This window comes from Pseudarthrobacter sp. As-47 (assembly GCF_058215595.1).
In genome coordinates this window covers 918,433-931,389 of record NZ_CM177088.1, presented here as the reverse complement: position 1 = coordinate 931,389, position 12,957 = coordinate 918,433, and the positions used below count along the sequence as shown (strand labels likewise).

Sequence of the window (12,957 nt, the reverse complement as noted above, 5' to 3'; positions counted from 1 at the left end):
TCAGTTTTCGAATTCGGAGAGCGGCGGGCAGGAGCAAATCAGGTTCCGGTCTCCGGCGGCGCCGTCAATGCGGCCAACCGGTGGGAAGTACTTGTCCTGCTTGAGTGACTTCACCGGGAACACGGCCTGCTCGCGCGGGTACGCCCGGTCCCAGTCGCTGCTGATGGCGGCAGCAGCGGTGTGCGGTGCGTTCCGTAGCGGGCTGTCCGCCACAGTGAAGTCACCGTTCGCCACCTGGTCGATCTCGGCGCGGATGGCGATCATGGCTTCGATAAAGCGGTCGATCTCCCCCAGGTCCTCGGACTCGGTGGGCTCCACCATGAGCGTGCCGGCCACGGGGAAAGCCAGCGTGGGGGCGTGGAAACCGTAGTCGATGAGCCGCTTGGCCACGTCCTCCGCGGTGACGCCGGTGCGGGCGGTGAGTTCGCGCAGGTCCAGGATGCACTCGTGCGCCACCAGGCCGGCTTCGCCGGTGTACAGGACCGGGAAGAAGTCGTTCAGCCGTGCTGCCACGTAGTTGGCAGCGAGCAGTGCGGACTTGGTGGCCTCGGTCAGGCCCTGGCCGCCCATCAGCTTCACGTAGGCCCAGGAAATGGGCAGTACGCCCGCGGATCCGAACTTGGAGGCGGAGATGGGGACGTCGTTGCCTTCGGTCCAGGTGGCGGCGTTGCCGGGCATGAAGGGTGCCAGGTGTGCCTTGGCAGCAACCGGTCCGACGCCGGGTCCGCCGCCGCCGTGCGGGATGCAGAAGGTCTTGTGCAGGTTCAGGTGCGAGACGTCGCCGCCGAACTTGCCCGGCTGCGCCAGGCCCACAAGAGCGTTCAGGTTTGCACCGTCAACGTACACCTGTCCCCCGGCGGCGTGGACCGCGTCGCAGACCTCACGGACATCGGAGTCGTACACCCCATGGGTGGACGGGTAGGTGATCATGATGGCCGAGAGGACGTCCTTGTGGGCCTCGATCTTCGCTTCCAGGTCGGCGTGGTCGATCGTGCCGTCCGCAGCGGTGGCCACCACCACAACCTTCATCCCGGCCAGGACCGCGGACGCGGCGTTGGTGCCGTGCGCCGAGGCCGGGATCAGGCAGACGTTGCGCTGCTGGTCACCGCGGGAGTGGTGGTAGCCGCGGATCGCCAGCAGGCCCGCGAGCTCACCCTGGGACCCGGCGTTCGGCTGGATGGACACCTGGTCATAGCCCGTGATCTCGGCAAGGTCCGCCTCCAGGCCCGCAATCAGCTCACGCCAGCCCGCAGTCTGGGAGTCCGGGGCAAACGGGTGGATCGAGGCGAACTCCGGCCAGGAAATGGCTTCCATCTCGGCCGTGGCGTTCAGCTTCATGGTGCAGGACCCCAGCGGGATCATGGTGCGGTCCAGCGCCAGGTCCCGGTCGGAAAGGCGGCGGATGTAGCGCAGCAGCTGGGTCTCGGAACGGTGCGTATTGAACACCGGGTGCTGCAGGAAATCGGTGGAGCGTTCGACGGCGGTGTCCAGCGCGAAGGCTGCGTTGCCTTTCGCCGTGGCCGGGACGCCGGGGGTGTCCACGCCAAAGGCTTCGAGGACGCGGCCGGCAATGTCCGGCGTCGTGGTTTCATCGGTTGAGAAGCCGACGGTGTCGGCATCGATGCTGCGCAGGTTGATGCCCATTGCCTCGGCAGCGGCGACGATTCCGGCAGCCTTGCCCGGCACCGAAACGGTGACGGTGTCGAAGAAGCTGGTATGCAGCACATCGAGGCCTGCGGCCTTGAGGGACGCAGCCAGGCTCCTGGCGTGGGTATGGGCGGACAGTGCAATCGCCTTCAGGCCCTCCGGGCCGTGGTAGACGGCGTACATCGAGGCCACGATGGCGAGCAGCGCCTGGGCGGTGCAGATGTTGGACGTGGCCTTCTCGCGGCGGATGTGCTGCTCGCGGGTCTGCAGGGCAAGGCGGTAGGCCGGGACGCCGGCGTTGTCCTTGGAAACGCCCACCAGGCGGCCGGGCATCGAGCGCTCAAGGCCCTTTTGCACAGCCATGTAGGCCGCGTGCGGGCCGCCGTAGAACAGCGGGACGCCGAAGCGCTGGGCGGAGCCCACGGCGATGTCCGCACCCTGCTCGCCCGGAGGGGTGATGAGGGTGAGGGCCAGGAGGTCGGCGGCAACCGTGACCAGCGCACCGCGCTCCTTGGCCCCGGCGATCACCGCGGAGTGGTCCCAGACCCGGCCGGAAGCACCGGGCTGCTGCAGGACAATCCCGTTGATGGCACCGTCCGGCAGTCCCTGGGAAAGGTCCGCCACTTCAACCTCGAAGCCGAGCGCTTCGGCGCGGCCCTTCACAATGGCAATGGTCTGCGGCAGGCAGTCGGCGTCCAGCACAGTCTTACCGTCGCGGGCAGCGGCATTCTGTCCGGTGGACTTATTCGCCCGGCGCATCATCAGCACGGCCTCGGCCACGGCGGTGGCTTCGTCCAGCAGGGAGGCGTTGGCGATGGGCAGGCCCACCAGGTCCTGCACCATGGTCTGGAAGTTGAGCAGCGCCTCGAGCCGGCCCTGGGAAATCTCGGGCTGGTACGGGGTGTAGGCGGTGTACCAGGCCGGTCCTTCGAGGATGTTGCGGCGGATCACCGGCGGCGTCACGGTGTCGTAGTAGCCCTGGCCGATCATCTGCACGGCGGTCTTGTTCCTGGCGGCCAGCCTGCGGAGCTCCGCGAGGGCCTCCACCTCGCTCAGCGCGCCTGCCAGTTCCAGCGGGGAATCCTGCCGGATGTCCTTGGGGACGGCGGTATCCACCAGCGCGTCCACGGTGTCGTAACCCACTGCCTTGAGCATGGTGTCGACGTCGGACTGGCGCCTTGCGCCGATGTGCCGGTCAACGAAGGCTGCGGCAGAAACGGGTTCGGCAGAAGCAGGTGTGGTGGCGGCCGGGGCGGCGGAGGCCGGAGATACAGTCACGAGGAACTCCATAAATAGGGCGGCGCAGAGTACGCCACATCGATTCGTGTCCCTCCCCGCTCTGTATTGGACCTGAGAGTTTCCGCGTGGCCGGCCTGGGCCGGTCCCGCTTGCACCGTCGGTGAGCACAGCTGCCTGGATTTCCGGGACCGGATCTCAAAGCCGACAGCCTGCTGCTTTCCAGAGTTGCCTCGCCGCGGCGGTACATGGGCCTGTGAGATTCCTGGGGAGGTATTGCTCCTACGGCGCCTGCGTGTACCTTCTGGCAGAACTCTCCCGCCGCAGATCAAAGGCTATTGATTTGTAGTGTTTGTGGTTGCCGGTGACGGCCCACACATGGAGCAATTCTCCTACGCTGCGGGCCCGCGGGCAAATGCCGGTCAGCCCCTCAGCCGCTCCACTGCCGCCAGGAGCTCCTCCACGTCCTCCCGCCTGTTCCCGGGGTTGCCGGAGGGCCCGCTCTCCCACATGGCATTGAAGTACAGCCCATCCCCCATGTACAGCACCGCCTTGGCCATTGCCGTGCCCACGTCCTTCCCGATGAGGTCCAGCCAGTGCTGCTGGATGGCGGCGAAGCGGCGCCGTGCCTCCTCGTGCGCCACTTCCGCCAGGCGAGTGGCAGCAACGAAGGAGCGGTCCATGGGGGTGTCGGACCAGAGGGATGACCGGATGAAGTACGCGGCGGCGCCCTCCTTTGCGTCTGCCATCGCAGCGAGATCCTCCCCCGCCAGCTGGTCCAGCCGCTCGAGGGTGGCCGTGATCAGTGCTTCCTTGTTGGGGAAGTGGTAGAGCAGGCCTCCCTTGGAGACACCGGCCCGCCTGGCGACCGCATCGAGGGTGGCCGCCCGTTCTCCCACGTCGATAAGGAGCTCTTCAAAAGCATCGAGGACTGCATCTCGCGCGACGGGTTTCCTGGCCATGGTTCCCATCATGCACGGTGGGGATTCGATTTATTAACTCTACCGTCCAGACGGTACAGTTATTTCATGACACAGTCCGCCGCCTCCCAGCCCAAAAGCTTCCACCCCACCGCGTCCAACCTGCCCGCAGGCAGCCGCCCGCCGGGCAGCCGGCGGGACTGGCTGGCGCTGGGGTTGCTGATGTTTCCCGTCCTGCTGGTTGCTGTGGACAACACGGCGCTGACCTTTGCGCTGCCGGCCATCGCGAGCGCCCTGGACACGTCGGGAGTTGAGCTCCTCTGGGTCGTGGACGCCTACCCGCTGGTGCTGGCGGGGCTGCTGGTTGCCATGGGGAGCCTGGGCGACAGGGTCGGACGCCGGCGGCTGCTGGTCATCGGCAGCATCGGCTTCGCGGCGGTATCAGCAGCCACCGCCTTTGCCCCCAACGCGGGCTGGCTTATCGCAGGCAGGGCCGCGCTGGGCTTCTTTGGCGCCATGCTGATGCCCTCCACACTCTCGCTGATCCGGAACATCTTCACGGACCCCAACCGGCGGAGGCTGGCCATCGCGGTCTGGGCCGCAGGGTTCTCGGGCGGCGCCGCGCTGGGGCCGATCTTTGGCGGCTGGCTGGTGGAACAGTTCTGGTGGGGAGCAGTACTTCTGGTCGCAGTGCCCATCATGCTCCCCCTCCTGGTCCTGGGCCCCGCCTTCATTCCGGAATCCCGGGACCCGGCTCCGGGGAAAGTGGACGCGCCCAGCATCCTGCTCTCCCTGTTCACCATGGCCCCGGCGGTCTACGGGATCAAGGAGTTCGCCACCGAAGGACCAGGCGCCGCGGCGCTGGGGACCATGGCGTTCGGCGTGGCCATGGGTGTTGTGTTTGTCCGCCGCCAGCAGCGCCTGCACAGCCCGCTCCTGGACATTTCCTTGTTCCGGAACAGGGTCTTTAGCATGGCGATCACCGCCAACGTCCTGGCCTTGTTCTCCTTCAACGGGTTCATCCTCTTCCTGGCCCAGCACCTCCAGCTCATCGAGGGCATGTCACCCTCGGCCGCCGGAATGGCGATGATTCCGGCCCTGGTGGCCACCGTTGTTGCGGGGCTCGCCGCGGTGCCGGCCGTACGGAAGGTACGGCCCGGCTTCGTGGTGGCGGCCGGGCTTGCGATGAGCGCTACGGGGTACAGCCTGGTCACCTTTGGCAGCCACTCGGGGGGTCCCTCACTGCTGCTGGCCGCACTGCTGATCCTCGCGCTGGGCGTGGGAACTGCCGAAACAATCTCCAACGACCTCATCCTGGGAAGTGCGCCGCCGGAAAAGTCAGGCGCAGCGGCAGCGGTCTCCGAGACGGGCTACGAGGTGGGCGCCCTGCTGGGAACCGCGGTATTGGGCTCCATCCTCACGGCTTCCTACCAGCACAACCTGCGGCTGCCGGCGGGCATCACCGAAGCCGCCCCCACCGCGGGAACTGCGCACGCCGGCGAGACCCTCGCCGGCGCCATGGAGCTGGCGGCCAGGCTGCCGCAGCCCATGGCAGATTCCGTGCGCCTGGCCGCGGCAGGGGCGTTCGATTCGGGAGTGCACATCACCGCAGCAATTGGGCTGGTACTGATGGCGACGGCGGCAGTCCTCGCCGCCGTCGTACTTCGGAAAGTGCCCAGGGCAGACAGCTGAAGGGTCACCTGCGCGCCGTGACAGCAAAAGACGCCCGCAGCCGGAGGATTCCACCTCCGGCTGCGGGCGCCCTGCACTCCGCTTCGCTGCGGACGCTGCTACTTTGCGTCCGGCGCCGTAACGCTGGCAGTGGGCTTCATGTTTTCCGCGTTGACCATCCAGGCATACTGCTCCAGCTTGGCGATGAACTCGTGCAGCAGGTCCGCGGTAGTGGGATCCTCTTCATCCACTTCATCGTGAACCTTGCGCATGGTGCCAACGGCAGCCTCGAGGGCAGCGACGATGCGTTCGATCGCGTCCTTGGTGCTGATCAGCCCTTCAGGGAACTGGGCCAGGCTCGTGGACCCGGACACGGTGGAGCTGCGGCCGTCCGGCAGCGCGTGCAGTGCCCGCATCCGCTCGGCGGTGTCATCCGCGAACTGGCGGGCCGCGTCCACGATCTCATCCAACTGCAGGTGCAGGTCGCGGAAGTTGGTTCCCACGATGTTCCAGTGCGCCTGCTTGCCCTGGATGTGCAGTTCGATCAGGTCGGCGAGCACGGCCTGCAGGTTGTTGGTCAGTGTCGGTGAAGCTTTCATGCGTCCTCCTCAAGTGGTTCAGTAGTCCCGACGCTATCAGCACCGCAGCGCGCTGTGGCGGGTCCGCGAAGGATTTCTCAGTGAGCTTACTAATTTGCGAAATACGCACATAAACGAACGGCATTCATATTTCCCCTTGCGTCCTGCGTCACATCCGCCCATACTAAATGAACGCCATTCATATAGTGACCGTTGTCTCAACATCTTCCAGAAAGTGGTGCCATGACCGAGACCATCCGCACCAGAACATCCCCTGCCGGTTCCGGGCCGCACTCCCCGGGAACGTCCGGCATCAGCCCCAAAGGACTGAAAGGCGGGCAGCTGGGCCTGCTCGCCGTCGTCGTCCTGGGCATTTCAACCATCGCCCCCGCCTACACCCTTACCAGCGCCCTGGGCCCCACGGTCAACGAAGCCGGGCTCCAGCTGCCTGTCATCTTCCTGATCGGGTTCATTCCCATGATCCTGGTCTCCCTTGCCTACCGGGAACTCAACGCCGATTCCCCGGACAGCGGCACCACCTTCACATGGGTCACCAAGGCCTTCGGCCCCTGGGTGGGCTGGATGGGAGGCTGGGGCCTGCTGGCCGCCAACATCATTGTGCTCTCCAACCTCGCGGGAGTCGCCGTCGACTTCTTCTACCTCTTCCTTTCCCAGCTGACGGGCTCGCCGGAGCTCGCCGAGCTGGCGGCAAACAAAGCCCTGAACGTGATGACCTGCTTTGTGTTCGTGGCCCTGGCCGTCTGGGTCAGCTACCGCGGCTTGCACACCACCAAGCTGGTCCAGTACAGCCTGGTGGGATTCCAACTGCTGGTCCTGGGGCTGTTTGTCGGCATGGCCTTTGCCAACTGGTCCTCGTCCGAAACCGCCATCCCGTTCAGCTGGGAATGGTTCGACGTCACCAGGATCGAGACCTTCGGGCAGATTGCCGCCGGCATCTCACTCTCCATCTTTGTCTATTGGGGCTGGGACGTCTGCCTGACGGTCAATGAGGAAACGTCCAACGGCCGGAAGACCTCCGGGCTGGCCGGCACCCTCACTGCCCTCATCGTCCTGGCGATCTACCTGCTGGTGAGCATCGCCACCATGATGTTCGCCGGCGTCGGGGATACCGGCAACGGCCTGAACAATACCGAGATCCACGAGAACATCTTTACCGCCCTGGCCTCCCCCATCATGGGTCCGTTCGCCATCCTCATGTCCCTTGCCGTGCTGTCCAGCTCGGCCGCTTCCCTGCAGTCCACGTTCATGTCACCCTCCAGGAGCATGCTGGCCATGGGGTTCTACGGCGCCCTGCCCGCACCGTTCGGCCGCGTCAGCAGGAAGTTCGCGACGCCGGGCTTCGCCACCGTTGCCGCCGGCATCATGTCTGCGGGCTTCTACGCGGTGATGCATGTGGTCAGCGAGAACGTCCTCAACGACACCATCCTGGCGCTCGGGCTGATGATCTGCTTCTACTACGGACTGACCGCACTGGCCTGCGCCTGGTACTTCCGCCACAGCGTCTTCGACAGCCTGCGGCACTTCGTACTCCGGCTGGTGTGCCCGGTGCTGGGCGGGGTGGGCCTGTTCGTGGTATTCCTGCAGACGGCAGTGGACAGCTGGGCCCCGGAGTTCGGCAGCGGCTCGGAAATCTTCGGAGTGGGCCTGGTGTTCGTCCTCGGCGTCGGGATCCTGGCCTCAGGCGCCGCCGTCATGCTCATCATGGCCAGGGTGCGTCCCGGCTTCTTCCGCGGCGAGACCCTCAAGCGGGATACCCCCGCGCTCGTGGTGCCGGAGTAGTCACCCTGGGCTCGCCCAGCCGTCCAAACGCAGGAAAGGTGCCGTTCCCTCGTACCAGGGGAACGGCACCTTTACGCCTATCACCAGTAGTGCGCCACGTCCACCACCAGGCGGGATCCGGAACCCGGCCCGTCCAGGGTGAAGACCCGGAACGGAAGGCGGGCACGGACGCCCAAGCCAATGCTGGTGTAGCCCTCGTAGCTCCCGGCCCAGACCACCTGGCGGAAGGTCTGGTAACCGGCCACGTTGGAGAGTTCCGCGGGGTCAGCCGGGTTGTAGGTGGAGTTGTAGTTTTCGTCATAGGCGGGTGCGTTGACTGTCACCTGCAGGCGCCCGTTCCCCCGGACCGGGATGGTGAACCCGGATCCGTCCTGCACTATTTGGGGGACGTAGCGCACGGTGTAGCCGGCGGCAGGGCCGTTGAGGTCCACTACCATCCTGTCAAAGCAGTAGTGCTGCCCCGTGCGGACGTTGGTGACGTTGGCGGTGCTCATGTCCTGGTCGGCTTTCGCCAGGGACCCCCAGACGAGCCCGCAATAGGAAGTGGTTGCCGAGGCAGGCCCCGGGGCCACGATTCCCAGCCCGGCGGCCATGAGGATGGCGGCGAGCCAGGTGGAGAACTTTTTCATTGTGGGGCCACCCATGTGTTGAGCGATGTGATAGCTCAAGGGTAGGAGCGTTTCCGGCGCAGATCGAGGCCTGTGGCCGCTTCGCCGCGCAACCGTTAGGCTGCGGCGCCGCGGATCACGCACGCATAAATCCGGAGCCGAAATGGGCCTTTCCCTGGCCCCGTGCGGGCTGTTTCTGCCCTGTTGTTGCGTGGTACCTGCACCTTGCCGTTACCGGCATAACGACGGCGGCCGGAGACGAAGAAGCGCCGGCCACCTTATGGAGGTGGCCGGCGCAGGGAAGTCGGGAGGCGTCAGCCTTCGCAGTCGCGGCAGTACTTCATGCCGTTCTTTTCGCGGGCAACCTGGGAGCGGTGGCGGACCAGGAAGCAGGAAGAGCAGGTGAATTCATCAGACTGTTCAGGAACAACAATGACCGTCAGTTCCTCGTTGGAAAGATCCGCGCCGGGCAGGTCTATGCCTTCGGCGGTGTCGTTCTCATCGACGTCAATGACTGCGGTCTGCGCGTTGCCGCCACGCGACGCCTGGAGGGCCTCCAGAGAGTCGGCCGGAGTTTCTTCTTCCTGCTTGCGTGGGGCATCGTAATCGGTAGCCATAGCGTGTTCACTTTCGTTGCTGCGCAGCGCCATTTCAGGCACCTCAGTGCAGAAGTTTAGGGCATGATCCCGCTACCGGCGCAATAGTGTGCTCAACCGGACACTCCGCCGCCCTGGACCACGGATTCATTGTGGCTCCGCCTGGCGTGTTCTCCCCCGACCGCCACCCCGCTCAGGGCGGGCAGCCATCCCCACCGGGTGGCATCAGCCATGGCATCGGCTGCCTGCTGGCCGGAGTCGTAGGTAAACGTGTCGAGTAGCCACGCGCGGAACCGGCCGGAGATGTTTGCGATCATGCCTGAAAGCTACGCAGCGATTGTTGTGGGCGCGTTTCATCGCGGTCTCGCCGGCGTTACGTCCGCCGTAGCCCGGGCCGCTGCTAGGGAGCTGGAGACGTCCCCTCCGATGCCGTGTCCGCCTTTGGTCGCTGCCTGCGGCTGAGCAGGATGAACGGTGCGGCGATCAGCTGGAGCGCACCGCCCACGGCCAGGGAAGCCGGGTAGCCGTAGAGGTCTGCAGTCCTGCCCAGCGCAGGCTGCACCACGACTCCCCCGGCCGAACCCATCAGGGAATCGAAGCTCAGCACTGTTGCCCGCTGCTTCGATGCGATCATGTCGTTCAGGTATGCCTGCCGCACGGGAGTGCCGGCAGAGGACACCACGGCCCACAGCGCCAAGAGGGCCAGGGCAAGCCAGAAAGTGGTGGTGAACATCAGCACCACCAGGATGACTGCGCTGACGATGTTGGTGGCGATCAGCACGCTGGTCCGCCGCTTGACCAGTTTCCGGATGCGCGGCGCCATCCACCCGCCCACGATGTCCGCTCCTGCCACCAGTGCCGCCGCCAGGCCGGCGATGGCATAGGCCCGGGGGTCTCCAAACAGCTGCAGCAGGTAGGGCTGCAGCGCATAGAACACGTAGATGCCCACGCCCTCGGTAAACGGCGCAGCCAGCATGATGTACCGCACCGGCGGATGCTTCAGGCCGCCGTCCACGGAAGCTTTGAGGACAGCCCGGGTGGCCTGCAGGGGGTGGGCGGAGCGTTCAGGCGTGAAGCCGACGTCGTGCATGAGCAGGAAGGCCACCGCGAACATCGCCACCAGCACACCCACGCGCACCAGGAACGGAACCCCCAGGTTCGTGGCCTGCGCGATCACCCCGCCTGCCACGGAACCGGCGAGCATGGCGACCCCGGACACCATCTGTCCGCGCCCAAGCACCACCTCCAGGCCTCCCTCGTAGCCCGAAAAGCGCAGGGCATCCACCAGCCAGGCCTCCACCGCCCCCGAAAAGAAGGTAAAGCCCAGTCCCAGCAGGACCGAGACGGCGGCCCACCACCAGAACGGGGCCGAGAACTGCCACAGCAGGAAGTACAGGAAGGTGGACCCGGCCAGCGTGACGGTCCCCAGCAGGAACGAAGTCCGCCTCCCCCAGCCGTCCGCCACCACCCCGGTGGGCACCTCGAAAAGCACCATGCCCACGGTGAAGAAGGCATTCGCGGCGAAGGCCTCAAGATTGGTTAGCCCGGCATCCAGCAGGAACAGGGTGTTGATTCCCCAGATGAAGGAGGCCGCGAGCGTGTTGCCCAGGGTCAGCGTCAGATAGACGCGCTGGATCTTCCGGGCAGCCGCGTTCATGGAAAGGCGCTGCTACGAGGGGCTGAAGCTGGCAGGTACCGGGTCGTGCCGCAGGTAACGGCGGCGGAAGCGCCCCGTTCCGGCGGTAAGCGCCCGCAGGTCCACGGCGTACCGCAGGAGCTCCTGGTCCGGGACTTCGGCGCCGATTTCAGTCAGGCCCTCGCCCGAGGACGTGGTGCCGGTGAGCCGGCCGCGACGGGATGACAGGTCGCTCATCACGGACCCTACGTGCTCGTCCGCCACCGTGATGGTCACTGCGGACACCGGTTCAAGCAGCTGGATCCGCCCGGCGGCCGCGGCTTCCCGCAGCGCCAGTGCCCCTGCCGCCTGGAATGCTGCGTCCGAGGAATCCACGCTGTGCGCCTTGCCTCCCGTCAGGGTGACCCGCAGGTCAACCACGGGGAAGCCCGCGCTCACGCCCTTCTCCATTTGCGCACGGACGCGCTTTTCCACGGACGGGATGAAGGTTCCCGGAATCACGCCGCCCACCGTTTTGTCCACGAATTCGAAACCCCCGCCGCGGGGAAGCGGCTCCACGTCGATGTCGCAGACGGCGTACTGCCCGTGGCCTCCGGACTGCTTGACGTGCCGGCCGTGTCCGGCCGCGGGTGCTGCAAAGGTTTCCCGCAGCGGCGTCACCACGTCCACCGTGTGCAGTTTCACGCCCTGGTCGCGGAGCCGGTCCAGGACTACCTCGACGTGGGCCTCGCCCATGCACCAAAGGAGCAGCTGGTGCGTTTCGGAGTTCCGCTCCACGCGGAGGGTGGGATCACCCGCCGCGATCTTCCCCAGGCTGCGCGCCAGCGCGTCCTCGTCGCTGCGCGAATCGGGTTCAACCGCCACCGGCAGCAGCGGTTCGGGCATCTCCCAGGTGGCCAGCAGCAGGGGCCGGTCCCGTCCGGAAATGGTGTCCCCCGTTTCGGCGCTTCCCAGTTTGGCCACCGCGCACATGTCGCCGGCCACGCAGTATGGCACGGGCCGCAGGGAGGCGCCCAGCGGTGAGTAGAGGTGCGTGACGCGTTCGTCCGAGTCGTGGTCCTGGTGGCCGCGGTCCGCCAGCCCGTGGCCGCCGACGTGCACCGGCGCATCCTCCCTGAGCGTTCCGGAGAAAACCCGGACCAGGCACACCCGGCCCAGGAACGGATCGACGGAGGTGCGGACCACCTCCGCCGCCAGCGGACCGGTGGGGTCGCACGTCAGGGCCCCTGCGGGTGACCCCGCCAGGTCGGTCGCCCCGGGCACGCTGCCGTCCGGGGGTGACGGAAAGGCCCGGACCAGCACCTCCAGGAGTTCCGCGGTGCCCAGCCCGCTCACGGCGGACGTGGACAGGACCGGGAAAAAAGTTCCGCGTTCGACGGCGGTTTCCAGGTCGGCGATCAGGACATCAGTGTCGATATCCTCGCCTTCGAGGTAGCGGTCCATCAGGGTCTCATCCTCGCTCTCGGCGATGATCCCCTCAATGAGCTCGCCCCTGGCGGCACCTGACGCGTCAAGTTCCGCCGCATCCGCTGCCCGCACGGCAGCGGCCGGCTCCCCGGACGAATAGTCCGTAACCGTGCCGGACAGCAGTCCCAGCAGTCCGGTGACCTCACCGCCCGCCCGCACCGGGACGTAGAGCGGCAGGACGCCCTCGCCGAATGATTTCCGGCAGGCGGCCAGGACGCCGTCGTAATCTGCCCGCGGGTGGTCCATCCGGGTGATGGCGACGGCGCGGGGCAGCTGCATGAGCTCGCACTCACCCCACAGTGCGGTGGTGGTGGCGTCGATGCCGTCGACGGCGGACACCACGAACAGCGCGGCGTCCGCCGCGCGCAGGCCCGCCCGGAGTTCGCCGATGAAATCGGGGTAGCCGGGGGTATCCAGGAGGTTCACTTTGATGCCGTCGATCAGCAGCGGCACCAGGGACAGGGTAACGGAGCGTTGCTGGTGTACGGCAGCGGGGTCGGAATCGCTGACCGTTGTCCCGTCCGGGATGGATCCTTTGCGCGTGATCATTCCCTGGGCAGCGAGCAGTGCTTCTATGAGCATGGTTTTTCCGGCGCCCGAATGGCCTACCAGCGCCACATTCCGGATCCTTGCCGGATCCTCCGCGGCAAGGCCGGCAGAGGCGTCCGCACGGCGCGACTCGGCTCCGTTGCGGCCAGCTGCCGTCCTGGCTGGGTCCTTGGTGCCCTTGACCGACATGGGAAACCTCCTGGCGTCTTTGCCATCCGACCGGACTGAAACGTGTCCTCTGATTCGACA

10 protein-coding genes and 1 riboswitch are annotated in these 12,957 nt (G+C 66.4%); of the genes, 2 read left to right on the top strand and 8 right to left on the bottom strand.

Annotated elements, in window-relative coordinates:
* Entirely contained in the window at window positions 1-2,937 is a 2,937-nt protein-coding gene (gene gcvP, locus AC4BCK_RS04335; RefSeq protein ID WP_400513030.1) for an aminomethyl-transferring glycine dehydrogenase, read from the bottom strand.
* Window positions 2,938-3,115: 178 nt separating this feature from the next.
* Window positions 3,116-3,214: riboswitch (glycine riboswitch) on the bottom strand.
* Between the two features lie 91 nt (window positions 3,215-3,305).
* On the bottom strand, window positions 3,306-3,845 hold the full coding sequence (locus AC4BCK_RS04330) for a TetR/AcrR family transcriptional regulator (RefSeq protein ID WP_251425833.1): 540 nt from the start codon (window positions 3,843-3,845) through the stop codon (window positions 3,306-3,308).
* 66 nt (window positions 3,846-3,911) lie between these two features.
* Here AC4BCK_RS04330 and AC4BCK_RS04325 point away from each other — a divergent pair, with 66 nt between their 5' ends.
* Window positions 3,912-5,495: an MFS transporter gene (locus tag AC4BCK_RS04325; protein ID WP_490566629.1), complete on the top strand. Its 1,584-nt coding sequence runs from the start codon at window positions 3,912-3,914 to the stop codon at window positions 5,493-5,495.
* A gap of 98 nt (window positions 5,496-5,593) precedes the next feature.
* Here the strand turns inward: AC4BCK_RS04325 and AC4BCK_RS04320 are convergent, their stop codons facing one another.
* Window positions 5,594-6,073, bottom strand: a complete 480-nt coding sequence (locus AC4BCK_RS04320; RefSeq protein ID WP_104189606.1) for a Dps family protein — start codon at window positions 6,071-6,073, stop codon at window positions 5,594-5,596.
* A gap of 222 nt (window positions 6,074-6,295) precedes the next feature.
* Here AC4BCK_RS04320 and AC4BCK_RS04315 point away from each other — a divergent pair, with 222 nt between their 5' ends.
* Window positions 6,296-7,852: an APC family permease gene (locus AC4BCK_RS04315; protein ID WP_251425829.1), complete on the top strand. Its 1,557-nt coding sequence runs from the start codon at window positions 6,296-6,298 to the stop codon at window positions 7,850-7,852.
* 80 nt (window positions 7,853-7,932) lie between these two features.
* Here AC4BCK_RS04315 and AC4BCK_RS04310 read toward each other — a convergent pair whose 3' ends face one another.
* The 5 genes from AC4BCK_RS04310 to AC4BCK_RS04290 all read right to left on the bottom strand — a co-directional run bounded on the left by AC4BCK_RS04310 (window position 7,933) and on the right by AC4BCK_RS04290 (window position 12,897).
* The gene (locus AC4BCK_RS04310) at window positions 7,933-8,481 is read right to left on the bottom strand and encodes an AMIN-like domain-containing (lipo)protein (protein WP_400513027.1); all 549 of its coding nucleotides are present in this window, start codon (window positions 8,479-8,481) and stop codon (window positions 7,933-7,935) included.
* 293 nt (window positions 8,482-8,774) lie between these two features.
* Entirely contained in the window at window positions 8,775-9,077 is a 303-nt protein-coding gene (locus tag AC4BCK_RS04305) for a DUF4193 domain-containing protein (protein ID WP_104189665.1), read from the bottom strand.
* A 92-nt stretch (window positions 9,078-9,169) separates the two neighbouring features.
* On the bottom strand, window positions 9,170-9,373 hold the full coding sequence (locus AC4BCK_RS04300; protein ID WP_251425825.1) for a hypothetical protein: 204 nt from the start codon (window positions 9,371-9,373) through the stop codon (window positions 9,170-9,172).
* Window positions 9,374-9,456: 83 nt separating this feature from the next.
* The gene (locus AC4BCK_RS04295) at window positions 9,457-10,713 is read right to left on the bottom strand and encodes an MFS transporter (protein ID WP_174179666.1); all 1,257 of its coding nucleotides are present in this window, start codon (window positions 10,711-10,713) and stop codon (window positions 9,457-9,459) included.
* Window positions 10,714-10,725: 12 nt separating this feature from the next.
* The gene (locus tag AC4BCK_RS04290; protein WP_490566628.1) at window positions 10,726-12,897 is read right to left on the bottom strand and encodes an elongation factor G-like protein EF-G2; all 2,172 of its coding nucleotides are present in this window, start codon (window positions 12,895-12,897) and stop codon (window positions 10,726-10,728) included.
* Between the last annotated feature and the right edge of the window lie 60 nt (window positions 12,898-12,957).